This window comes from Bacteroides sp. AF32-8BH (assembly GCF_003435205.1).
GTDB classification, from domain to species: Bacteria; Bacteroidota; Bacteroidia; order Bacteroidales; family Bacteroidaceae; genus Bacteroides; species Bacteroides ovatus.
The window spans coordinates 7,477-31,062 of sequence record NZ_QVLZ01000025.1 but is presented as its reverse complement, the minus strand read 5'-3'; the positions used below and the strand labels follow the sequence as shown (position 1 = coordinate 31,062).

24 protein-coding genes and 1 pseudogene are annotated in these 23,586 nt (G+C 36.0%); 12 read left to right on the top strand and 13 right to left on the bottom strand.

From position 1 onward, the window contains the following. Position 1: 1 nt before the first annotated feature. From DWZ47_RS17680 to DWZ47_RS17660, 4 genes are all read right to left on the bottom strand, one after another. Positions 2-1,462, bottom strand: coding sequence for a hypothetical protein (locus DWZ47_RS17680; RefSeq protein ID WP_115484571.1), 1,461 nt, complete (start codon positions 1,460-1,462; stop codon positions 2-4). 2 nt (positions 1,463-1,464) lie between these two features. Next, the gene (locus DWZ47_RS17675; RefSeq protein ID WP_117514002.1) at positions 1,465-2,505 is read right to left on the bottom strand and encodes a DUF6046 domain-containing protein; all 1,041 of its coding nucleotides are present in this window, start codon (positions 2,503-2,505) and stop codon (positions 1,465-1,467) included. Position 2,506: 1 nt separating this feature from the next. Beyond that, positions 2,507-6,253, bottom strand: a complete 3,747-nt coding sequence (locus DWZ47_RS17670) for a phage tail tape measure protein (RefSeq protein ID WP_117514000.1) — start codon at positions 6,251-6,253, stop codon at positions 2,507-2,509. A 288-nt stretch (positions 6,254-6,541) separates the two neighbouring features. After that, positions 6,542-6,928 (bottom strand): hypothetical protein, encoded by a 387-nt coding sequence (locus DWZ47_RS17660; RefSeq protein ID WP_008647827.1) that lies wholly within the window; start codon positions 6,926-6,928, stop codon positions 6,542-6,544. A 226-nt stretch (positions 6,929-7,154) separates the two neighbouring features. Here DWZ47_RS17660 and DWZ47_RS17655 point away from each other — a divergent pair, with 226 nt between their 5' ends. Continuing rightward, positions 7,155-8,045 (top strand): Abi family protein, encoded by an 891-nt coding sequence (locus tag DWZ47_RS17655; protein WP_042994397.1) that lies wholly within the window; start codon positions 7,155-7,157, stop codon positions 8,043-8,045. Positions 8,046-8,213: 168 nt separating this feature from the next. Here DWZ47_RS17655 and DWZ47_RS17650 read toward each other — a convergent pair whose 3' ends face one another. From DWZ47_RS17650 to DWZ47_RS17610, 9 genes are all read right to left on the bottom strand, one after another. Further along, entirely contained in the window at positions 8,214-8,675 is a 462-nt protein-coding gene (locus DWZ47_RS17650) for a hypothetical protein (RefSeq protein ID WP_008647825.1), read from the bottom strand. An 8-nt stretch (positions 8,676-8,683) separates the two neighbouring features. Further along, positions 8,684-9,997, bottom strand: a complete 1,314-nt coding sequence (locus tag DWZ47_RS17645; protein ID WP_008647822.1) for a DUF2586 family protein — start codon at positions 9,995-9,997, stop codon at positions 8,684-8,686. Between the two features lie 11 nt (positions 9,998-10,008). Next, positions 10,009-10,362, bottom strand: a complete 354-nt coding sequence (locus DWZ47_RS17640; protein ID WP_032844912.1) for a hypothetical protein — start codon at positions 10,360-10,362, stop codon at positions 10,009-10,011. Positions 10,363-10,441: 79 nt separating this feature from the next. After that, positions 10,442-11,512, bottom strand: coding sequence for a hypothetical protein (locus DWZ47_RS17635; protein WP_008768575.1), 1,071 nt, complete (start codon positions 11,510-11,512; stop codon positions 10,442-10,444). 20 nt (positions 11,513-11,532) lie between these two features. Beyond that, complete coding sequence (locus DWZ47_RS17630; RefSeq protein ID WP_115484572.1) at positions 11,533-12,804, bottom strand: Clp protease ClpP; 1,272 nt, start codon at positions 12,802-12,804, stop codon at positions 11,533-11,535. Positions 12,805-12,856: 52 nt separating this feature from the next. Next, a complete protein-coding gene (locus tag DWZ47_RS17625; RefSeq protein WP_008768577.1) occupies positions 12,857-13,630 on the bottom strand; it encodes a hypothetical protein in 774 nt (257 codons plus the stop codon). Next, positions 13,627-14,121 (bottom strand): hypothetical protein, encoded by a 495-nt coding sequence (locus DWZ47_RS17620; RefSeq protein WP_032555571.1) that lies wholly within the window; start codon positions 14,119-14,121, stop codon positions 13,627-13,629. The genes DWZ47_RS17625 and DWZ47_RS17620 overlap by 4 nt, the downstream gene beginning before the upstream one ends. After that, the gene (locus DWZ47_RS17615; RefSeq protein ID WP_008768578.1) at positions 14,106-14,819 is read right to left on the bottom strand and encodes a hypothetical protein; all 714 of its coding nucleotides are present in this window, start codon (positions 14,817-14,819) and stop codon (positions 14,106-14,108) included. The genes DWZ47_RS17620 and DWZ47_RS17615 overlap by 16 nt, the downstream gene beginning before the upstream one ends. Before the next feature lie 146 nt (positions 14,820-14,965). Beyond that, a complete protein-coding gene (locus DWZ47_RS17610; protein ID WP_008647813.1) occupies positions 14,966-16,303 on the bottom strand; it encodes a DUF935 family protein in 1,338 nt (445 codons plus the stop codon). A 222-nt stretch (positions 16,304-16,525) separates the two neighbouring features. Here DWZ47_RS17610 and DWZ47_RS17605 point away from each other — a divergent pair, with 222 nt between their 5' ends. From DWZ47_RS17605 to DWZ47_RS31050, 11 genes and pseudogenes are all read left to right on the top strand, one after another. Continuing rightward, the gene (locus tag DWZ47_RS17605; RefSeq protein ID WP_117513998.1) at positions 16,526-17,059 is read left to right on the top strand and encodes a DUF4494 family protein; all 534 of its coding nucleotides are present in this window, start codon (positions 16,526-16,528) and stop codon (positions 17,057-17,059) included. Continuing rightward, on the top strand, positions 17,059-17,523 hold the full coding sequence (locus DWZ47_RS17600; RefSeq protein WP_117513996.1) for a hypothetical protein: 465 nt from the start codon (positions 17,059-17,061) through the stop codon (positions 17,521-17,523). The genes DWZ47_RS17605 and DWZ47_RS17600 overlap by 1 nt, the downstream gene beginning before the upstream one ends. Continuing rightward, positions 17,501-17,848: a hypothetical protein gene (locus DWZ47_RS17595; RefSeq protein ID WP_117513994.1), complete on the top strand. Its 348-nt coding sequence runs from the start codon at positions 17,501-17,503 to the stop codon at positions 17,846-17,848. Before DWZ47_RS17600 ends, DWZ47_RS17595 begins: the two co-directional genes overlap by 23 nt. Further along, positions 17,829-18,272 (top strand): dUTP diphosphatase, encoded by a 444-nt coding sequence (gene dut, locus DWZ47_RS17590; protein ID WP_115484574.1) that lies wholly within the window; start codon positions 17,829-17,831, stop codon positions 18,270-18,272. The genes DWZ47_RS17595 and dut overlap by 20 nt, the downstream gene beginning before the upstream one ends. A 56-nt stretch (positions 18,273-18,328) precedes the next feature. Further along, entirely contained in the window at positions 18,329-20,287 is a 1,959-nt protein-coding gene (locus DWZ47_RS17585; protein WP_117513992.1) for a BRCT domain-containing protein, read from the top strand. Positions 20,288-20,408: 121 nt separating this feature from the next. Then, positions 20,409-20,996 carry a tyrosine-type recombinase/integrase gene (locus DWZ47_RS17580; RefSeq protein WP_008647802.1) on the top strand — a complete coding sequence of 196 codons (588 nt, stop codon included), beginning with the start codon at positions 20,409-20,411 and terminating at the stop codon, positions 20,994-20,996. A 240-nt stretch (positions 20,997-21,236) separates the two neighbouring features. Beyond that, positions 21,237-21,659 carry a hypothetical protein gene (locus tag DWZ47_RS17575; protein ID WP_225720544.1) on the top strand — a complete coding sequence of 141 codons (423 nt, stop codon included), beginning with the start codon at positions 21,237-21,239 and terminating at the stop codon, positions 21,657-21,659. Continuing rightward, positions 21,656-21,988, top strand: coding sequence for a hypothetical protein (locus tag DWZ47_RS17570; protein WP_055268794.1), 333 nt, complete (start codon positions 21,656-21,658; stop codon positions 21,986-21,988). Before DWZ47_RS17575 ends, DWZ47_RS17570 begins: the two co-directional genes overlap by 4 nt. Then, the gene (locus tag DWZ47_RS17565) at positions 21,966-22,700 is read left to right on the top strand and encodes a TIGR02757 family protein (RefSeq protein WP_008768586.1); all 735 of its coding nucleotides are present in this window, start codon (positions 21,966-21,968) and stop codon (positions 22,698-22,700) included. The genes DWZ47_RS17570 and DWZ47_RS17565 overlap by 23 nt, the downstream gene beginning before the upstream one ends. 219 nt (positions 22,701-22,919) lie before the next feature. Continuing rightward, positions 22,920-23,108 carry a hypothetical protein gene (locus tag DWZ47_RS17555; RefSeq protein WP_032846052.1) on the top strand — a complete coding sequence of 63 codons (189 nt, stop codon included), beginning with the start codon at positions 22,920-22,922 and terminating at the stop codon, positions 23,106-23,108. After that, positions 23,105-23,586, top strand: a pseudogene (locus tag DWZ47_RS31050) (helix-turn-helix domain-containing protein); the annotation flags it as partial. The gene DWZ47_RS17555 and the pseudogene DWZ47_RS31050, both read left to right, overlap by 4 nt.

Below are 23,586 nucleotides of genomic sequence, written 5' to 3'. Positions count from 1 at the left end.
TTTATTCTTTTTCTGGTTTGGCAATACAGTAGGGGAGTTTTAAAGTCTGCCTAAAACCGTTAACACCAAATTTTGTGTTGATTTCTTCAATAAGATACCAACCTTGTTTTTCAGGTTCGCGTTTATCAAGTAAAACGACTTTCATTCCAGATTCCAAATGCCTCATGCCTAAATTAGTTCTATGTAAATCTCCGAAGATAGTAATACTACCCTCAACGCCATTTCTATTATATCCTTCAAAAAAGGCTTCGGCTTCTTTTATTAATTCGTCCTCGCTAATGCCAATTTTTGATGATACATAAGGGATAACGTTGTACGCACTTAGGTTTACTCTATCCTTAGTCTTTGATTTGGGGATAGCTCCAAGTTTTAGGGATTTCTTACTAAGTTTTGTTTCATTCAGAATTTGGAATTTCTTATGTTCTGTATCATTTTGTCCGGTCCATTCTGGATTTAAACGAACTGTTACATTATACTTGATTTGTTTGTTACCCTCAAACTTGAATCCTTCAGCGGAGACTGCTAAATATCGCGGATCACAATTCATTAAAGTTAAATTGTCTTGGGCTACATGATAATCAAACTGTATTTGAGGAGTATCAGAACTTCCATCTGTATTTAAAATAGAGCTGGCAACATTTCCTGATAAATAAGTATGCCCTACCATAACATAAGGAGTTCCATCTGTATCTTTCCTAATAAAACTATATAGCCCGTATTTATTCCATTCTGTTAATACATCCGCAACTGTCAAATCTTCTGTTAACTGAATCTTTCCAATATTAATGTCCCTTTCTGCTGTTTTGGGATGCAATTTTAACCCTGTTCCTCTTAATAAATCGTATTTTCCTCCCTCTTTCAACAAATTATTTACTGTAACAGCCATTGGGCCTAATTTAACGACATTTTTTCGCTTTAACCCACTTGCCAGATTCTCACATTTGATTTCAATAGGTGTGCTTACACTGCATTTTACGATATAACCGTCAAAATCGGGAACGTTCTTGACAAATGCCTCTTTCTCCATTGCTTGAAGTCTCTCGGTCGCATTTTTGAAGACCTTTCCTCTATCTTTATAATAGCCTAAATATATCCGGATACGTTGTCCTACCTTAAAATCAGTCGGCTGGGCTGTCGAATATCCTTTTCGCTTTTCTACAACTGTACCGTCTATTAAACGCTCTGTATAAACAGTAGTTGCACCTTCTTTTTCTATGTTCTCGGAAGTTATAGTGCGTTTAATTACGGTTCCTCTTGGGAATCTGACAGAAGCTGAATTAATAAGTTTCTTATAAGTATCGTTTATCTCAATACTTTCACATTCCCGAATAACAAGGCATTTATTTTCATCTGGATCGTTAATTTCTATAACGTCACTATTAGCTTCCCATATTAGGATTTTACAGCACAATATATCAAGGCATTCTTTACCATCTATAATTATTGCTTCTGGAAGTTTCATACTTAAATGGTGTTAGAAGTTAATGATTCAATCATTTGAGCGGCTTGATTAGCAGCAGATGCTTTAACCTTATCAAGAAGAACTTTGGCCCAACCTTGTTTTTTCATTTGAGAGATTTCAAGGTTTGTTCCATTTATGGTATCTTGCACTACATTAACCGCGTCATCCGGTTCAACGGCAACACATGTAAAACTATATGGTTGAACATTCTTAAAGCCTTCATTTTGCCCCATATTGAAGTCTTTTATCAGAATTTGTGTCACATTGAACTGTTGAAACATGAGATTAAATACCTGGATAACTCCTTTATGTTGCATCAATGTTATAAATTTGGAAACTTCTGCATACGGATATACATCCGGATAATTGCTAACAATCTTTCCTGTTACAGTAAAATTTATATCGCCTCCTGAAATCAATTCTTTACGTGAATAATCTCTTCCTTGTACCTTGGTTAATATAAGATTGTTAGAACTTTGTACTTGCACTATAGCACCTAAGTCTAAGAAAACAGGATCGCCTGGCACCTTTACTTCCGTAGCAGTGTTAAGTGATGAACTGGCAGCAGCTTCATTGCTCAATCCTTTTATTTTATCCCAATAAGTATTGAATTGAACCGTTTGAACTTGGCCGCTTTCATTTTTAATCCAAAGAAGTAAACCTTCATTGGCAGGTTTGCCTTGATACTTTAATACAACTCCTTGTTTATTAAAGGTATCTTCATCTGCTTTCTGACCGTTCGTTATGATTTTCTGAAGCTCTTGACCTTGATTCTTCTGATAGGCTGCGGTGGCATTCTTTCTGTCCAACTGGCGTATATATTTGGGATAAAGATCGTTGATGGTAGCAAAAGTCATTTGCATCATCGTTCTTTTGGCCGCATAAACAAATACATTACTATATCCTCTATTGGATATAAATTTCAATTGTCCATCTCTTTTTCTATAGTTAGCTGCATAAAAGGCGGCATTCACACCGGTGTTTGCTAGCCCTTTACCAACATTAATCGTTAAATTAGAAAATGTAGAGCTTATAAAACTCATATTACATCATATTTGCATTAAAATCTTGAACTACATCTAACAAGGCGGTTGCTAATTCTTGTTTTACGTTTGCTATTGCCGCAACTTGTCTATCATCTGTCATATCAATTGTTTGATGCTCCACGTGCATTAGATTTTCTATTCGTACTATTAATTGTTTAGGAGCTGCATTATAATTATTATGACTCCTATATTGAGACTGGTCGGCTCCATTATGAAGGCTGGAAGCTAAATCTTGCTCTTTGTTACCGGTCGTAGGGTCCCACTTGAATGTATCCTTTGCATTTTTAGGGGTATATATTTTTCCGCTTTTATCTACCCACTGTGGAGTTGCGTATGGAGCTATTGTTTTAGCTATATATTGTGCCCCGTCAAAAATCGCTTTATCACCTTCTTTCTGTGGACCATAAAAACCGCCCGTAGGAAGTTCGTACCCATTTTTAAGTATATTTTGGAAAGAAGATCTATTTATAAATGGGGCAAAAAGTGGTTTGTATTTAACATCAAGTTCATTGTAAAAGGCTAAAATATCATCAAATGTTTTTGTGATATGACCGGAAATTTCTTTAACATTAGATTTTTCAGGTAATCCAAATTTAGAGGGGTTATTGTATATATCCTGTACATACTTCAACCATCCTTCAGTTCCAAATAGACCGGCTTTAGTATCAAACAAAAGTCCGAAACGGTTTTGCAATACAGTTTGGATCTTCATTGGATCAATAGTCTTTCCTGCATCGGCATCTTTTAACACAGAAGCAAAATCATTCCATGTATTTATTGTTTTCTGCATAATTTGCATAAGGTGCCGGATATATGCTTGTGAACGATGCACATCACCTTCAGTCATCTCGTCATGGAATGTTTCTGTGCTAATCCAGTCCCATCGAGAATCCCAACTATTCATCTTAGGTATAAAACGCTCTGCTGCATTATCTAATATTCTTGATAAATCTTCTGAACTATTAGCAGACACAGCGTTATGCAAAAGATATTTGCTCAAAGCCATATTCTCTTTAGAATTATGGTCTGCTAATTGGGCCAGCATCATTTGGACAGCCACTTGTTCGCTTATATCTCCGTTTCTTGCAAAAACATTTGTATTCGTTCCACTTAAAGTACGGCCATGTAACTCATACGCATAATAATTTTCGCCGTTCAGACCTTTTTTGACAGTCTGTTTCATGCCTAGTGCACTGGACAATGACTGGAAGACTTTATCTACACCTGTCCATTGGTCTGCTGCTTCTAATCGTTTTAGTAATTCCGGGTCTCTACCTGCGGCTGTGTCAAAGAATTTGGTTTGGTCGTCTACACTTTGTTTGGGACCATTCTTTTCTATCCAGTAACGATGCCATAATTCCGTAGACTGGGCGATACGCTCGTTTTGGGTTAACAATTCATTATTGAAAATACGCATATTTCCAATCATTAAGGCATCTGGATCGGATAGATTCAACTTGTCAACATTCAAATTACGATAGCTTTGTGCCCATGCTTCATTAGCTTGGCGAGCAGCTTCTGTTATTTTATATGCATCATAAATTTTATAACCTATATAAGTGATAGCTCCTGCTGCCATTACCCCCCAACCAATTGGATTAGTTAAGAAAAAACGTGAAAACCCTTTTATTGCTCCCCATAATGTTGTATTGCCTATTTCCGTGAGGGTATTTATAGTCTTATTACTACTATTTGCTACAACATTACCGACTGTACTTCCTCCAACAAACCATTGTTTAATTTTACTTCCACCATGTAGTAAACCTCCACCTAACGCATTGAATATAGCCTGTCCTTTATTTAAATTATGGCGGCTTTTTTCTATATTATATATACGTACCATATAGGTAAGTGCGGTAAATAGCGGTTTTAAAAAGAATTTAGACAACCAATCTCCCATAAACAATCCACGAATCATTAATGTCGTACTCCATATACTTTGAACTACGCCTGCTGCAATTCCTAACGACATTTGGATTCTTATAAAATATTGAAGAACGGTCTTCCCCCAATTTGGTATCCAGTTCCAGACAGTCATAATGCCTTTAAACACACCAACAATAACATTTGCTATTTTCAAAAACATGTCCATTGCATTTCTCAATGCAGTTGCAAACTCTGTGGATTTCATTAACTCAATCATGCGTTGCAGGAAGTCTCGTATTACTCCTTGCATTTGTTCAAACCCTTGCATTCCAGTTTCTGTAAATGCCGAGGTCATCTGATACCAAAGACCCTGTATGGTGTTTTTCTTTTCGTCGGCAAGGTCGGATGCAAGCCCCATTGACTTTTTATTGAGTCCGGTTACTTCTTGCATTTTTGCTACATTATTTATTAATGCTAGTGCACCTGGAGCCGCTGTTACCCGAAACATCTTGTTGATTAGTGTTGAGAAATCACCAGCACTCATGGTTTGCTGTTTTTCATGTAAATCACTTAAAATGTCAGAGAGATTCCGAAGATTTCCGTTTTTATCTTTTGTGTTGATGCCTAATATGTCCCATGCTTCTTGACCTCTTTTAGTAGGGTTCATCATATTTAATAGCATCATACGTAACGTAGTACCTGCGTGAGAACCTTTGATACCGGCATCGCCTAATACACCAAAAGCTGCCGAAGCAGTTTCAAAATTTAACCCTGATTGATGGGCGACAGTACCGGCATATTTAAATGATTCAGCTAATTCTAACAATGTTGTATTCGTTTTTGTGAACGTCATCGTAAGAATGTCTGCTGTGTTATCCATCTGTTTTGCTGGGATTTCATAAGCGGTCATAATGTTGGTTACAACATCCGCTGTTTCTCCCAAGTCTGTATCACCTACTAGTGCAATATCTGATATAGGCCGGATAGCATGTTTTATTTGATCGACATCATATCCTGCCATAGCTAAGAACTTTCCAGCTGATGCAACTTGTGGGGCTGTATATTTAGTCTCAACACCGACTTGGCGCATGAGTTGGTTCATTTCATTAAACCGACCTTCAAACCCTACACCTTTATCGTGAGTTTGGAGGATATTTTTTGTCGTTTTGGCTATATTATCATAGGTAGAAGCATCTCTAAATACAGAAGTTACCCCAGACATTAAAGAGCTAAGCCCATAGGCAATTCCCATACCCTTAATCATTTCGCCTGCAACATTTGTACCTGTGTTGGCGTATGTTGGACCTAATACTTGCCGAGTAGATGGATACAGATAAGTACTTCGTCCTGCTCCAGTCTGTCGTGTTGAAGTGGAAGTCGTATTTCTAGTTGTACTACCAGATACCCCCTTAGATGCGCCAGCGGCACTGGCTGTAATGGTTATTTTACTATTCGACTTAATCTGTTCTATTTTCTGTATTAACTTATCAAGACTACTTATTGCTCTTTCTGTATTAGCCTTTGGCTCAATCGTTTTACCATTTATAGAACTAATAGCTTGATTCAATTTCTTTATATCCGAAGTTGAATATAAAGGTTTACCTAATGCAGTCTTAGCCTGTGATTTAATATTGCTTAGTTGCTTTAAAACACGTTCTAAACTAGCTTCTGCCGCGCTTGTGTTAATCTGTATATTGATAGGCTTAGTTTTAATAGAAGCCAATGCTGAATTAACCTTACCGATGCTTTTTGCTACAATATCAAATCGCTTTGTTAATGACTCCATTTCAGCTGTGGCCTGCTGAAATTTGCGTATAGACTCTAAAGCTGGGTTAGAGTTAACGTTTATCTGATAATTAACAATATAATTTTCTGCCATCTTTTTGTATTTTGATTTTCTAAAGAATAGCGGTTTGGTACCCTGAAAGATTGAAAAAGCCCCTTATCCGACAGAGGATAAGGGGCTACGTAGAAAAAACGAGTAATAAGACACTTTACGCAAGCATTCCAAGTGCACTTGCTTGTTGAGTTATGAGCATTTTGCTGTGGAGCCATACGGCATCTTCAGAAAGCATTGCAAATTCTTCATCGTTTAACTCATCAAGGTTTACGCTGGGAAAATAATGACGGATAAATATCAGTCTATGACGAATAAGTTGATCGTCTTTTACTTCCCAGCTTTTGATAAATTTACGAGTTTTCCTTTGCGCAACTCGATGATTTGAGCCAGATGTGGCATCAAGCCATAGATGAATAAGGAATCATCTTTAATCAGTTCTTTGTCGCCATCGACAAAACAATCTTTTGCCAATTCTCGCATGGCACCGGCTTGGTCCTTTTGGGAGAGGGACAAATATTTACTGAATGTCGGGAAAGGCGGCTGTTTAAAATAACCGATATAATATGGCTTTTCGCCTTCGTCTTCATCTCCTTCCACAAAAATCGGGAATACACGTTTTAGTTTGGGATCTGAATCTTTCAGCTCTTTTACTTTCTTTTCAATCTCGGTCTGAATATCTTCAGGCAAGAAAAGGTCTTCGTTTACATTTTCCATTATAATTATGATTATTGATGTTTATCCAAGAATAGAAATTATAATGCTGGTAGGTTGTGTGTGAGTACAAATAAAATGTTAAAAATATATTCTCTATATAGTTTTTCTTTGATAGAATAAATAAATCTATTACTTTTACAACATATAAAAGCAACGCCTTACTTTCTTGTAAGGAAATGAGCCACTTATGAGTGGCTTTTATTATTTTTATGAGATATTTTGTTATATGAAACACGCATTGAATATAGAAGAACAGATAAATAAACTCAAAGAACATGGTATGGTCTTTGATAATGAAGAGAAGGCAAAGGAGATTTTGCTAGATGTGGGGTATTATAGATTGGGATTCTATTCTTTTCCGTTTGAAAAAACTTTTCCCAGTCTAAGGAATCGCAACCATAAACTGTGTGAAGGCACTTCTTTTAAGGAAATTGTGGATCTATATTATTTTGATTATGATTTGAGAAGGGTTCTATTGAACGCATTAAATAGAATAGAAGTCAATATCCGCACAACTATCACATATATTGTATCAAACCATTATAAAAATTCTCCTACATGGTTTGTAGATCCTGCAATTATGCTTTCATCTTTTATCAATACATTTGACGATATGGTGTATGCACAGATTTCTAAGAATCCGGTGATTCTGCGTCATCATAAAACTCACATAAATGACCGATATGCACCTGCATGGAAAACGTTGGAATTTATGACAATCGGCAACGTTTGCATGTTGTACAAAAGTTTGCGAGATAAAGGTGTTCAATTACGAATAGCAAACAAATACGGTTGTACAATAGGAATATTCAAGAATTATCTTGAAACAATCATGTTTATCAGAAACAAATGTGCACATGGTAGTTGTTTGTATAATATCACATTGCCATTGGGCGTAAAGATACATCCAGCAAATATTAATAATCAATCCCGGCAATATGTTAGTGGTATTATTGGTGTTATTGATTATATACTTGGTAAAATATCAATAAATCGACAAAAAGAGCTTGAACAAGACATAGATCATCTGGTAAACATAAAAAGAAGTGGTAAAACAAATCAAATAATAAAGGATTGCTCAAAAATACACTTACTGAATTTTGTAGATTGGAAATAAAACGTTATTTTTGCAACGTAAAAAGTGCATATTTGAGCTTAGTCGTCAATTCTGCACTATAAAACGGATAATAAGGGGATGTGTTAACGCATCCCTTTTTTATTTTATCTATAAAATAAAAAGCGAGCCGTTTTCAACTCGCTTTTCGAAACAATATTATACCGGAAGTTATAGCCAAGAACTAGTTCCTTCTCCTGTGATAATATCGAAAGGATTCAAATTGAATTCTTTCGTAATGTTTGTATCATCTTGTTTACTTTCCATTCCGTCTTCGTTAAAAAGGCATCCCTTTAGCGTTACAGTTTCAGCGGTCCAGTCTTCACCGGCATAAGCATTAGTAAATGAGATGATCAAGTCAAATTCTCCCAAATCCATTAAAGAACCAGCCAATGCTCGGAGTTGGGAAACGGTATTATAATCCATTGTAATGGAGGCTGTACAGGTTTTGTTGCCAAAACCACGATTGATAGCATTTCCTCCAATACCGTAGTTGTTTTCAACTTTACGAGTCTTGTTCCACTTGATTTCAGAAACTCCTTGCATAATAGTAGAATCTTCTGAAATATCCAATGCTGGTATGGAAATGCGGATCATAGACCAGCTGTATGCTACATTGTTAATTATTGCCATCTTGTTAATTATTTATTGGTTAATGCCAAGCCCTCGACTACTTCAATACGGGACGCTACACCCACCGGAACAAGTGAATATTTAATGATCAGTGTATCATTCTTTAATACATTTTGATTCTTATCAATTGTTACAGAAAAACCTGAAATTTCTTCATTATTCTGCATAGTTGTGAGGATGTCAGAGACAATGTTTTGAAACATCGTAATCTTGGCAGAAGATAGGTATCCAGTGCTGGGATCTACTTTCAACGGAGAGTTGACATAAGGCAATAATGCGTTACGTACAGCGCGTCTTGACTTATGAATTGTACGGTTTCTAGCAACTGTTCGGTAATCTCCGTTTGAACATGTTTGGTCTTTAGAGAAAAAAACTCCACTTTCCAAACCAGAATATTTGCACAAGAAGATATATCCCTTATCGTCCAGATCATCCAATTGGATTTTATTCAAAGATGAGTACTTTAATGTACTTGTCAACTTACTTTCGCTATTCAAAGTGACATCTCCGAATCCCATTTCAATATCTGGGAAATAACCAATCAAATTGAACTTATTTACCCATGCGAATGATTCTTGTACACTTGCCGAAGCGATACATCCGAGTGCAGCTCCAATATTTCCTATAGGAGTGAGATTTTGATTAGCAAGTTGCATCGCTGATACATCAGCGTCTAGTCCCTGACCAAGTAATACACTGACAAACCGAGCATTAATAACACATGTTGGTATTTTGCCAAGTTCTACTTTCTTCACAGATTCTTCATCTGTTGCGATTACTGCGGAATTTGCACATAACAAAATTGATAAAGGAGCATTTTCATCAGCTAAAGACGCTGCTTTGGATTGCAGATCTGTAACTAGGTCAATGCTATATGTTTCTGCTTCCGGATCTGTTTGTTTCCACAACGATTGTTCAGTCCAAACACCGAGTTGGTTAATCATACCATGTGCTGCGCGTTGCATTTGTTCTATAGCATTCCAATCTACACCACAGTCTGCAAACATGATAAACAAACGTCCTGTGCTTCCTTGTATTCCAAAGAAATGATTGATATGATAATAAGGAATTCCAAACAGTAAATCCTTTTCAGTGTCACCGGAGTATGCGGTAATGCCAAGTTCTTTCAAATCATCCATAGAATTGATTTCAATAACATTACCTTGTAATTTGTCTTTTACGGCCAAACCAGCACCTTCTTCGAAGAATTTAGCTTGTTTGGAAATATCAAACAGCAAACCTGTGACTTTTTCAGTTGAGGTTGTAGAGCTTGTTCCAATGTTTCCATCGGTATCACTCATAAAAACGCCACCTAATGCCATATTTGTAAATTTTATTGTTTGTAATACGGATTTTGATAAAGAATAGCATCCTTCACCCAATTAGGTTGTGCATCTGCGGTGAATACACCACCTTTGGAATCAATATACAATGCCGGATAGCCAGGATATTTTTGTAATAGTTCTTTTACGAATTCTGGTATTTCATCCTCTTCTTTTGTTTTGTCTTTTTTTTCAGGTTTTTGAGAAGACTCTTTGATAGAGGAGGTATCTGGAGTTTCAACAGTGTCTTGCTCTTGTTTTTCAGATTCTTCATTTGAAATAACCGGTGTTTCTGAAGTAACTGTAGGATCTTGTGTTTTAACCTCTTCTGTAACCGGAGTTTCTGTATTCTTTTTTCTAGCCATAACTTAAATTAAAAAAGGGAATGGAGTACCGACTCCACTCCCTTGTAATAAACTATGATGAGATATTTAATTCAATTTGTTATTCTGCATTTTTGTAAGCGGTCCATGCTACAATTTCTGCCGGACGAACGATGTTTACGTCCATTTTCATTCGCATCTGGAAGAAATATAATTCGCTGTTAGCTTGTAGCCGTTCAACCTTTACTACTTCAGCGTCATTTGCATAGTCAACCCCCATCCACAGGTTAGATTCCATGCCGGTAGTAAATTCTCCGAGTACGATAGTATGTTCTGGAATGCCGACAATAGGTACAATACGCTTACCTTTAAAACGATACTCGTTAACCTTAGTGTTGTCGGAGTATTTCACAGTTTTGTCACTTAGATATTGATCATATAAATCCCAAATATCCCAACCACATACAAATACCAGTCCTGCTTTTTTACGGATTTGTTTCGGGCATTTCTTCCACATAGCATTGAGAGCGGCTTCTACATTGGCACCTGTACTCAATTCTGTAGTACCGGCAATAATAACTTGTCCACCAGCTTTCTCTACCTCTGTTGCATTTGTTGCGGTATTTGCCAGAATACGTTTGATTGCACCATCAAAGTATTTCATTGGGCCACCGGCATTTTCACCTCCAATCGTTGTACAACCTTCAGGAGCGGTAATTTTTGCGGCAGCTGAACCACCTTTTGCGGAGCACCAAATAGACTCACCGATATACTCATTCTTTCGATCCATCAAGAGGCGCAGCATTTTAGCTTGTACTTTGGGGTCTAAGTCACGGAATACCAAATTACCTTCCGGCTGGGCAAATTTGTAATACTTTTCATAGTCACGGGGGTTAAATTCAAGGTACACCATGAATTCTTGCGGTTCCAGGTAACGTTCTGTTAATGTGTATTGGTTCAATCCACCAGTAGTTCCTGCTCCTGCGCCATGAGTTGAGTTTGGAGTGGGGACGTTATCTTGAATTACTTTTCCCAATTGGATAGTGGGGATGGTGTATTTGAACTGGATTCCAGATTTGATATGAATCAAACCTTCTTTGTATGTATCATTCCCTTGCGCGGTATATGTCAGGAGGTCATTAAGGACCTCACCAGAATATGTGTTTTGCGCAAAATTTACTGAACTTGCCATGTTGTTTATGTTATTTTGTTTTAGTCAAGTGTTTTAAATTGGAAATCTGTTCCTACGACAGCTTCAACAGCCTTAGCCATTTTCTTTTCTGCCTCGGTCATCTGATTTTCTGCATTTTCAATGTTGGCAGGATCATTTGCAATTTCAGCAGAAATTTTATCACGTTTTGGAATGGAATTCAGTGTTGCCTGTACCATCTCAAAATCGTTTTGAGCCATTTCCACCCATTTAGGTTTTGCATCAGAATTGATTTTACCTTCAGCAATTGCATTGTCAACGAACTGTTCGATAGTTTCTTTACGTTTTGCTTCTTCAGCATCTTTGTAACTTTTCAATTCGTTCTTGACAGTTGTCAATTCGTTTTGAACATTGGTAAGTTGCGCATCCAATCCTTCTTTCTGAATTTTCAAAGCATTGTATGAAGCCTGAATTTCTGCTGCCTTGTTTTCCGCATTTTTCAATGCATCAATTCGGGTAATAACAGCTGAAACTTCAGAGGTTTTCTCCAAACCAAGCTGGGCGCATACAGAACCAAATGCAAATTCTTGTTCTTTGTCCATTGTTTTTTGTGAATTTGAATTTTCTATTTGATTTTGATTAGGAATAGAACTGGAATCATCAAGTGGTTTAAAATTGCCCAGTTCTGTATTGATAGAAGCCATGATTTTTTGAAGGGCGTTCGCTTCCACTACTCCTTCAATTTGATCTTTTACTTTATTACAAACCTGTTTAGAGGTTTTTAAAACACATTCTGCTGATAATATACCGGCGTTTACGGCAGATTTTGCATCAAAATAAGTTCCATCACAACCTTCTTTGCCATCCATGATTTCTCGAACCTTAGCTTTCGTAAGACCAAATCTTTTATGATATATGGTCTCAATCTGTTTCTGAAAAGCATTTACAATTTGTTCATTGTCTGGGTTGCGTGAGTTTTCGTCACGTATGAAGGGGTTATGGATCATTAAAATAGAATAGTCACGCATGTAAGAACGAGTTCCTGCCGCCCACAGTACTGAAGCCATTGATGCTGCCAATCCTTCTACAATTGTTTCAACTTCAATGGGACATTGCTGTATAATGGAGAATGTTCCCATTCCGTACAGAACGCTTCCACCTTCACTATTAATGCTGATTACAATTTTCGAGGGTTTAACGTAATCTTGTATCCATAAAAATTCATCATTGAAATTACGTGTGCTCTCTTCGTCAATTTTGCCATAGAAGCGCATATATACCGGTTTTGCTTCTTGCGCTTCTCCAACTACATATTTTAATTCATCTACTTTCATTTGAGCTTTTTCACAAGAATAGGTATCAGCTTCTTTAATGGTTGTAAGTTTGTTATTCGACTTGACCGGTTGGAGGATCAGTTGAAGGCATTTCTACAGAAGGTTCATACTTAGCTACATCTTCGATTTTAGGTTCCTTGTGATTACCATGTGCTTCTGAATCATGTTCTGGTGCATCAGAATGGTTCGTGAATGGTGGCATAACTAAATACCTGTCTACCCATTTGCGATACTGGAAAGAGGATGATGTTCTAAACCATATCTCGTAGTCAATCCAGTATGGCTGTAGCCCATGATCTAAAGATTCCGGCATATCAAAATAGGTAAGATTGCAACGTTCATTTAATGCTTCTTCGTAATCTTTCGCATCTTGAATTGCATCATTGATCTGTTGAAAAACGCGAAATCCATGTGTCTCAACAATATCGTCACTATTGTTTAAATCATTAAGCACAAATCTGATACGCATAGTGGCACGCCCTTCTCCAATTCTTTGTTGGGCAACTAAATAACGTACATTCACAAACCGAATAAATGCCGCAGGAAAAGGTATAGCATATTCTGTATTACCACGAGTACGAACAATACGTTCAAACTGTCCGTTATCTATTTTTACAGTTTGAAATAGTTTAGGCGAATTATTATCGTTAGGGTCTGTATGTAAGGACTCTAATACACGTTTTACAGCTAAATACACATCCTCTAAAGGGTTGTTGTCTACTTCCTCCAAAGTAGTATCGTCATCATCGGGAAGGGGAGAGGTGTCTTTTGCAAACGTGTCTTTTAAACTGTCCGGTAAATCTGTTTTATATTTATCTACTATCATTTTGGAAAGCCATCAAAAATACGAATACTGTAAGATGAAATTTTATCAGCTACGGTTGTAGAATATCCTATAAATTGCCTTTGTCTAATATAGGATGCTGGAGAACCTGGTTTGGCAATTTTCCCTCCTTCATTATGTATTGCTGCATAACAAAAGTTTCTTCCATATTGCCTATTACTAAATTTGAACATGTCTGGATCTGTGAATAATTTAACACCACGATTCTTATTAGAATGAAAGCGTTCCCATATTATTGAATGTTTTAATGCTCCTGTTTCTTCCAATATAGGGTGTGGCTTATGATTACGTCTGGATTGCCAAGAAAAAGTTCCGGCTGAATTGAACCGCCGGAGATAAAAAGAGTCTCTAAATATTTTTTTTGCGGCATTACCTACCAATGTTTCAAAATTGAATACATTAACTTCAAATTTATTAGGCAATCTCAACCATTGTTGAGCTAATTGTCTTGGAGTTATTACTTTTCCAGCCATTTGTCCTTAATTTTATTAGCAATGGTGCGCAGCCTCTTTTTATGCTTTTTAGGAATAATAAAGTATGAATGTGCATCACTAAATATTCGCCCACCCTTTGCTACACTTTCTTTAAATACTGGATTAACAAAATCGGGCATCTCAATAATTTGTCCCATCACCTGTGATAATTTGGATTGGTTGAGAACGTCAGCACTTTCTTCTACTAGAAAACAACGGCATCCATGTTCAATTGGGGGGATTAACCATGCTGGGAAAGATGCTTTGCGGTAGCTAGTCCCTTCTAATGCAAGGTGCCAAGGGCGCACCCTATTATCTCCCTGTGTCATATATGTTAACACTGTATTATTGCTATACAAAATCCAACCAGCAGCAATTCCCATCGCATATTCAATATCTTCGTTTTCAATATTCGCGTATATGCTATTGTATCTGTGAAAAATATTTTCAGCTTCTGCCAGATCTACTTCATTGGTAATATTAAAATTGTCTGGAAGGTTCTCCGACATCTGAAATTCTTCAGCTACTGCAAAATCAACAAGATTATCTAATGCAGCTACTAATATATTACGTTGCTCTTTTTCTAATTTGGTTAATCCATCATTGTGATTACGAAGTAATTCCAGTGCTTTTTCAAAGTCCATACCAAAACCTTTGATTGCATGATTCAATGCAAATTCCGCACGTAACGTCATCATTTCTTCTAATAAATCCCAACGATCCTCTATATTGCCATAGTCCTGTAAAAACTTCTGGAAAACAGCGTAGATAGCAAGGTATTCAGCATTCTCTTCATCTTTGTTCGATTTAGATTCTGCAAGGACGGAAGGAGAAGTGCTATCTTTTATTCTCCTTCCATTAGAAAATTTTCAACGTTGCTTGAATTCTTTCGTTCACCACGCCTATGCCCATATCTTTTGTAATATTCTTCATCGGACATAATGCGTCTATCATTGGAACTTCCATTTATGCTCCCGCTATTACTTGCCATTTCCGATATAGCGTTAAATTGTTTCCCTACGACAATACCAAATTCTTTTTCGATTTCATCTGCTGATACTTCATACTTATCTGTAATAAAAGAATATAAGCTAATCTTGTCTTTGTTACTCATTTCTACACGGTTGGCATATTTGAATTCTAATCCCGGCTTGATATATCCCATAGATACTAATCTAGGAACGATCTCTTCATTCATTACATTTTCAATGAAACCGCGATACATTTCTATGCGCTCCCGAAAAATGTCTTGGTGAGCATTTGTTGATCCAACATAAGATTGGGTTGCTCCAGCCATAGATTCAGAGCCAACTATTAAATTAGAAACTTCTGTATTGGCAAAATTTATTAAACTAGTATATATGTGTTCGGAATTTGACATTGTAAATGTCTTAATGTCAATATCATCGTTCAATCCTGTGACTATTATTTTATTCTGAGCCGCATTTGCAATGTTTTGTGCTAATCGTTGTCGATCTTGGATGCTTTCTGATTCAGTCTTACCATGTATGATAGGTTGACCATAAGTATGACTAAAATTAACATAATTAGCAAGAGTGAATTTTTTTGCAAGGATAGTTGGGGTAGTTGCAGAGAATAGCCCCAAGTCACCATTATCAATAAGTATATAATTCTTGGAGTATTGCGATGAAGCAATATCCCATCCAGGATTCCACTGCCCTTGTCTTTGCACAACTCGTAATTGACTTGCCAATACATTTCTTCGCTCAATAATATTTACTTCAGCTAGCTTTCCTGTTAAAGGATTAATATCAGGCATTATTTCTAATAAGGTGTAACCGTACCATTTGGCTTCAACAATACCTTTTATGATTTTAGTGAATTGAGAACCTTGTATCTTTTTGGTTTCTTCTACATCCTTAATATATTTTCCTCGTTCATTTTGTCTTGCCAACATGTATCGTTCGCCTATAATCTGTGATTCTACAGTTTCTAATACTGCACGTAAATGAGCATCCTGCTCTACACATGCTTCGTATAAATCTATCAGTGGGCCACGATCATCTAAAACAACCCCGCGTGTTACTTGGGATTGAATGGATTTGTATCTACAATGACGGTCAATCTCCCTAACATATTCTTGAATAGTTTTTTTGCTAGTTTTAAATATGCTTTCTAAAGGAGTGCCGTGAAATGTTGTTTCTGCACTAATTACATTCATATTAAGAGTTTTTGAAAGAATAGATAGCGAGTCTAAAGTTGGTTTCTATATATATGATAGGGTAGGAGTATATGTATTATAATTTGTAATTTATAAATATCAGTATTATAGACATATAGCTATAAAATATGTGTTAAATATATGTTTTTGTATTGTCAATATGATAAAATAAAATATCTTTGCGTCGATAATTTAATGTTTAACAAATAATACGTCATTAAAATGAGTAAAGATTTTAATTATTTTCGCATTAAGATGGCATACAAAGGCACAAATGATCTAGGTGCTATTGTTCCCATCAAATCAGAAGATCTGGTAATGGCTACATGCTATACCGAAGCAGAACAAATCGCATATAAGTTGGCTGAAGGAAAAGATGAGTTTGGTGATGTAGATATAGAAATTGTCCGCACCAAAATTTCAGAAGTTGCTTATAACGATACATTTGCTACTGATACTGAACTAATTTGTGGATTAATATCCTATTTTTTTGAAGAAAGTGAAGATACAGAAGTTGGGTTGTATCAAGTATCTCTTGTTTATTATGATGTGGACGAAAAGACTGGTAAAACCAAAAGTTCCAACAGTACAATTTATGTACCGGCTTATTCTTCATCTGAAGCGATAGAAAATATTCGCACTTACTTAAAACGGGCTGGGGAAACACGTGAATATACTATTCGCAATGTCAAATATGACAAAGCACAATCGGTCATGGTTACACCTGAAACTCATCAAAACAACATTAGGGTATAATGACTTCTCCTAAGGGAACCGGGAAAATTATAAATATCAAATGTACAGAAGTCTCACTCCCGGAATTTCCTAATCTCCTTTTTGGAACTCATTTTGATGGTAGCAGAATTTTTGATGCTACATATTATCTCCAATCTAAAGACCCCGACAATAAATTAAGCATAGAAGACTTCTTTCATAAGTTTGATTTCCAAATCAAGGCTATTGCAGAAACTTACAAGTTGCCTTTAGAGAAACTGGTATCAATCAACACGGAGGAGCATCAATTGATTGACGGATGTTTATGCTATCCGTTTTTATCTTATGTTGATCCGCAATTCTGCGCATATATCAATGAAATAATAGACGAAATGTTTGTTACTGGAGTTGTTGTGTCAGATACACATTTAATTTCGTTGGTAAAGAAAAGGCTTCCTCCAGAATTGCTCAAACAAATTTGGGATGGCAGAGAAGATTTTTCGTAAACCCAAAGCTGTCTTAATATTTAATCGCAGAAAAACATTGGCTCTTATGGCTGCTTCAGTAAATGAGGCAGCTAAAATCAGCGGTTTAAAGCCTGGAAATATTTCTAAGGCCTGTGTCGGTACATTGATTTCCAATGGTATGTATTATTTTAGATATATAGGCAGTAATGTTGAAATAGAATTATCAGATATAGGTTCATTAAAGTTAGAGGAATATGACAAATTATGTGGTATCGAACGTCAGACATATCCTACGATGGCGATGAATCGTAAAAAATGGAAATATAATAAAAACAATAGAACGTATGAAAGTAAAAGTTTATAGTACATCAAAACATCCGTTGCCTCAATACGCAACTAAGCAATCAGCAGGACTGGACCTAAGAGCAAATATTGATGCTCCAATTACTATTAATCCTAGAGAACGTGTATTGGTTCCAACAGGATTACACATACAACTTCCAGAAGGTTTTGAAGCAAGAATTCAGCCTAGAAGTGGATTGGCTCTTAAAAAAGGAATCACTTGTCTTAATTCTCCTGGATGCGTGGATGCCGACTATCGAGGTGATGTAGGTGTAATTCTTATTAATCATGGAACAGAGCCGTTTACTGTTAATGACGGGGAACGGATTGCTCAAATGATTATCTCTAAATATGAACAAGCAGAATGGGAGCCTGTTTCTTCAATCGAAGATTTAGAGGCCACAGAACGCGGTGAACAAGGATTTGGGCATTCTGGAATAAAATAAGAAATATGGGGTACGTTTTATGTGCCCCATTATTTAATTTATAAATATTATAAGATATGGAGCTTAATTTTACAGTTGAAACAAAAGATGCGTTGCTTGATAGGGTCAAGCGACACAATAAAATGTATCGTATGGGTACGCCAGAAATCTCAGATGCGGAGTATGATGCAGAAATAGAACTATTAAAAACACTTGATCCAGACAATGAATGGTTCAAACATACCGAACCCGCTTTTGTGTCTGAAACCCGAAAACGGGCTTTGCCAATCCCAATGAAATCTTTAAATAAAGTAAAGGATATATCAGAACTTAAAAAATGGTATATGTCTTTAGGTTTGAAAGGAAATGCAGGTGTAGTATGTATGCCTAAGCTGGATGGTCTTTCTCTACTATATAATGAATTAACAGGTGAGGCATATTCTCGTGGCGGGATAGAAAATGAAGGACAAGATTGTACTAACCATTATCAAGCATCCACTCAATGTTATAATCCGGCCAGCAGTTTTCATTATACTTTTGGAGAATTTGTCATCAACAGAAGTGATTGGGAGCAACATTTTCATGGAAAACGTTCTAAATTCACAGGAGATATTTTTAAATCACCACGTAATACAGCTGCCGGTCTTTTAAATAGAGATGAGCCGTGTGATTATCTTGAACACGCTTCTTTCTTCAGATATGGAGTGGATGAGAGTTCCCTACATGATTATAACAACTTCCATAGTCTGATAGAAACTATTTGTAATATCTATCAACAAGAGCATCTTTACCATTTCGCTTTTATAGATGAACTGAATGAAGAGCTACTGATGAATTTATTCAAAGAGTGGAGTAAGATATATCCAATTGATGGTATTGTAATTTATGTTGATGATTTGCGCTTATGGGAAATTATTGGCAGACATCAAACATCTGGAAATCCATTATATGCTATTGCCTACAAACATCCAGATTTTACAGAATCTTTTGAAACAACAGTTAAGGGTATTGTATGGAAAGTCAGTAAGTCAGGTGCCCTTAAACCTGTGGTCAATATTGAAATGGTTGATACTGGAGATTGTAACATGGAAAATCCTACTGGATATAATGCCGGTTGGATTAATGATCACGAAATAGCGAAGGGGGCTGAAATATTAGTTACCCGTTCTGGAGGGGTAATTCCTAAGATTCTCTCAACTCTTAGCCCAGCAACACAAGAAGAACAAGAAAAATTATGGGATGAAATGTCAGAGTGTCCTCATTGTGGTTCATCGACTATGTGGAATGAGAATCACATAGAACTGTGTTGCACTAATCCTAGTTGTCCAGGTGTTCAATTAGCTAAAATTATATTTTTCTATTTGACATGTGGGGCTGAAAATATGGGAGAAGAAACATTATCCAAAATATTCAATGCAGGCTTTACTTCTATACCGGCGATTCTTAACGTTACTTTTAACGATCTGATAAAAATCGAAGGATTCGGAGACAGTATTTCAAATATAATATTGGAGAATAACAGAAAAATCATGCAAGGAGTTGATTTGGCGACTTTAATGCAAGCCAGCGATTGCTTTAAAGGAATAGGAAAAATAAAAGCCCAAAAAATATTGGATGAAATGGATGATGAGGATTTATGCTCGTTCTGTCAAGGGTGGTATATCAATCACGAACCGGATGTTCAAAGCGAAGACTTTAAAAATTGTCCTATAACTGTACAAAACTTATTGTTAGGGTATTTTCCATTTATGGCCTTTTTAGAGGAAACTAAAATACCTTACAAATTGTCCCCAAAGACCGTTGTGCTGGAAGGTAAATGTAAAGGTTTGTCCATCTGTGTATCAGGATTTCGAGATAGTAATCTTGAAGAAGTAATCACCAACGAAGGAGGAAAAATTGTTAGTGGGGTGTCTAAAAAAACAACACATTTGGTGGTGAAGGACAAATCTGCCAACTCATCAAAAATATCCAAGGCCAAATTATTGGGGATACCAATTTTATCAATTGAAGAATTCTGTGAATTTTTGAATAGTTAAATTGTTGTATTACAATATATTAGCGATTAATATTGATTTAAATTGATATTAATCGCTTCTAAATTTGTATAATTGGATGTAATATCATACTTTTGCATTGAGTAAATGAATTGATATAATTATGGCAAAGAAAAATCAGTTAACCAAAAGTGATTATCTTCCTATGGAAGAATATAAGAAATTACTACGCCTTCTTCATAAGGATCGGCAATATTTATGGGAACTATATGCTCGACTGGCATTCTGCACTGCACTACGAGTATCAGATGTATTGTCTTTAGCATGGGCTGATATTCTCCATAAAGGTTCATTGACTAAAATTGAGAAGAAAACTGGAAAGGTACGAAAAATCCCATTTAATTTAAGTATTCAAACGAGAATAGAGGAACTTTATATATTGCTTAAACGCCCTAATCCGAATGAATTAATATTTAAAAGCAAATTTACAGGAGTATCTGTCTCTTCTCAATATCTTAATCGGATAATGAAAGAATGGAAGGCTAAATATAAATTGGATATAGAAAATTTTTCTACACACACTTTTAGAAAAACATTTGGACGATATGTTTATGATACAAGCGAAAACAAGTCAGAAGCACTGTTACTATTGAACAGGATATTCAATCACTCTAACATTGAAATAACTAAAATATACATTTGCATTAGAGAAGATGAAATAAATTCTATATTCGATTCTATCCGTCTCTAACTTCTTCGCTACATTTTACATTTTGATTTGCACGACATGTGCCCCTATCTTTACTCCATAATTGGATAAATAAAATTGACCATGTTTATACAACAAAAGAGGGGACTGTCTGTATCCCCACCTATCATCATTACTTGTGAATTATGTAATACGCTGGAGAACCTGGATGAATGTAATCCTCCGGGAGATATTTTGCGTATTATGAGTAAACGAAATGTCTGTTCTAAATGTGCTTTCTGGATGGATAAAATAGCTCATCCGGATATAGGTAATGAAGTTATTGGTTCTCATTATTATATTGTATATCCATTTGTAAAACGACCCAATAACGTTATTAAAGGTTCTGAAGGCAAAGAGTTTTATATTCGGCGATTTGATGGAACATTAATCAAATCCAATAATATATGGCATCAAGGTGAAATCCCAGAACATTTTAGAAAACAATTGCCAGATACTGCCAATTTCCTATCATTGATAACTTATACCAAATTATCTAACGACCCTCATAAGTGTCAGGCTAAAGGATGTTGGGATCGCTATAATTGTCTTAGATATAATTTATCTTGCGAACGAGATGGACCTTTCAATAAGATTCCGGCCAATCATACTATTGGCGATGAAAACTGTCCTTCATTTATAAATATAAACGAATTAAAAATATGATATATGCAATTTTTATACTATGCTTAATATTGTTTGCCATTGCCATTTATGCACTTCGTAAACTATCTAAGCAATACAAAACTCTTCAAGAGATATATTATCTTCAGAAGCTAATGTTATCTCACTCTCAATTTACGAATGATGCCAATGAAATGATTTTATGGAAAATCAGATATGATATATGGTGCTGGAATGAAAACTTAGTAAAAGCGGAAAATTATGAAATGGCACAACAAGCCAAAGTAGCAACTAATATTATAGCTGATATGATAACTTTTTATCGTAACAATTTAAAAGCAGATAATAATGATACATACATTAAAAAATGAGATGGAACGAATGTGGAATCAGTTTGACCATAAAGCGTTTATCTCAAATGATCCTATTCAAATAGTACACCAAATACGGAATCTTTCTGGGAGAACTACAGCGGATATTGAGGTTTGTGCAATATTAACGGCTATGGTTTCATGGGGACAACGTAGTCATATAATATATTGTGCAGAGAAGTTGATGAACGTATGTGGATGGGAGCCAGGTAAATATATTAAATTGGGTGATTTTTATGATATTCCGGACGAATGTAGTATTTACCGTACTCTTACAGGAAAAATATTTAAAGAGGTGTGTCATCAATTAAGATGCTTCTACAGTAAACACGATTCTATTCAGGAATATTTAAAAAAACATCCCATTTCACTTGATGATTTATTACTCACGCTATGTAATTGGTGTGAACCGGCCCGTCTTGGAAGTCCATATCGTAACTCTGCTTGTAAACGTATTAATATGCTATTGCGTTGGATGGTTCGTAAAGATGAAATAGATTTAGGAGTATGGCAGACTGACTTAATCAAACCTAAAAAACTATACGCTGTTATGGATACCCATGTTGCGCAGCAAGCACAACGTATGGGGCTTATATCTTATCCTAAAGAGAGCTGGAAGGCTGTTATGGAACTCACTCATGTTTATCGCCAATGGGATGCAGAGGATCCATTAAAATATGACTTTATATTAATGACAAAAAACTTGAAATAAAATGATTGTTATTCTTTTAATTGTATTGTCGCTTGTCTCAATCGCGGCTATAACCATTGTGGTTGCACAGAATACAGCTTGTAAAGATTGTCCTTTTAAACGGACATGCGATGAATTGTTGAGCCAAAATCAACTTAACTTGTGCCAACAAAATAATATGCCAAGTCAAAACGAAGAGAAATAATAAATAGATGTATAACGAACTAATTTAATAAAAGTATGGATATAGAAAATAAAAACAGGGTTTCTGTAGAAGATATGAGAACATGTTATGCTGAAAGATTTCCGTATGCACCCAATAATCAACGCATAGGACGATTTGCAAAACAAATAGGTTTCCGTCTTACCAAACAGATGGTTAAAGGGCAGATTATTAGTTTTTATATAAAAGATGATACAAGTAAATGAGTACGTTTTCCGATAAATTCGATAACCACTGGAAGTGCATCCCATACGCAATGGCAACATTAACATCCAGTGATGGCTTTATGATTTTATTTCATCTGTTACGAAGAGGCTATACGGATGGAGATAAGACAACATGCGCCATATCCAACAAAGAACTAGCTGACGTCATGGGAACTTCTATTAGTTCAGTACGCCGGGCAATAGATACCTTGAAGCAACTTAATCTTATCAGCTGTTCTCAAAATAAAGGGGCACTTTGCACATTCTATGTAAATTGGAGTGAGATACGAGCAATACATAAAGTAAGTTCTCAAATATCAGATAAAGGATGGGTATATCTGCGAGGCTTGTGCTTAAATAGCGAGGTACGTCCAATTTCAGCGATTCCATTGACCATATTGAACGATGTCGTTCGTCAATATCCACACACCTCGCTCAATATGAACACACCCTCGCTCAATATGAACACACCCTCGCT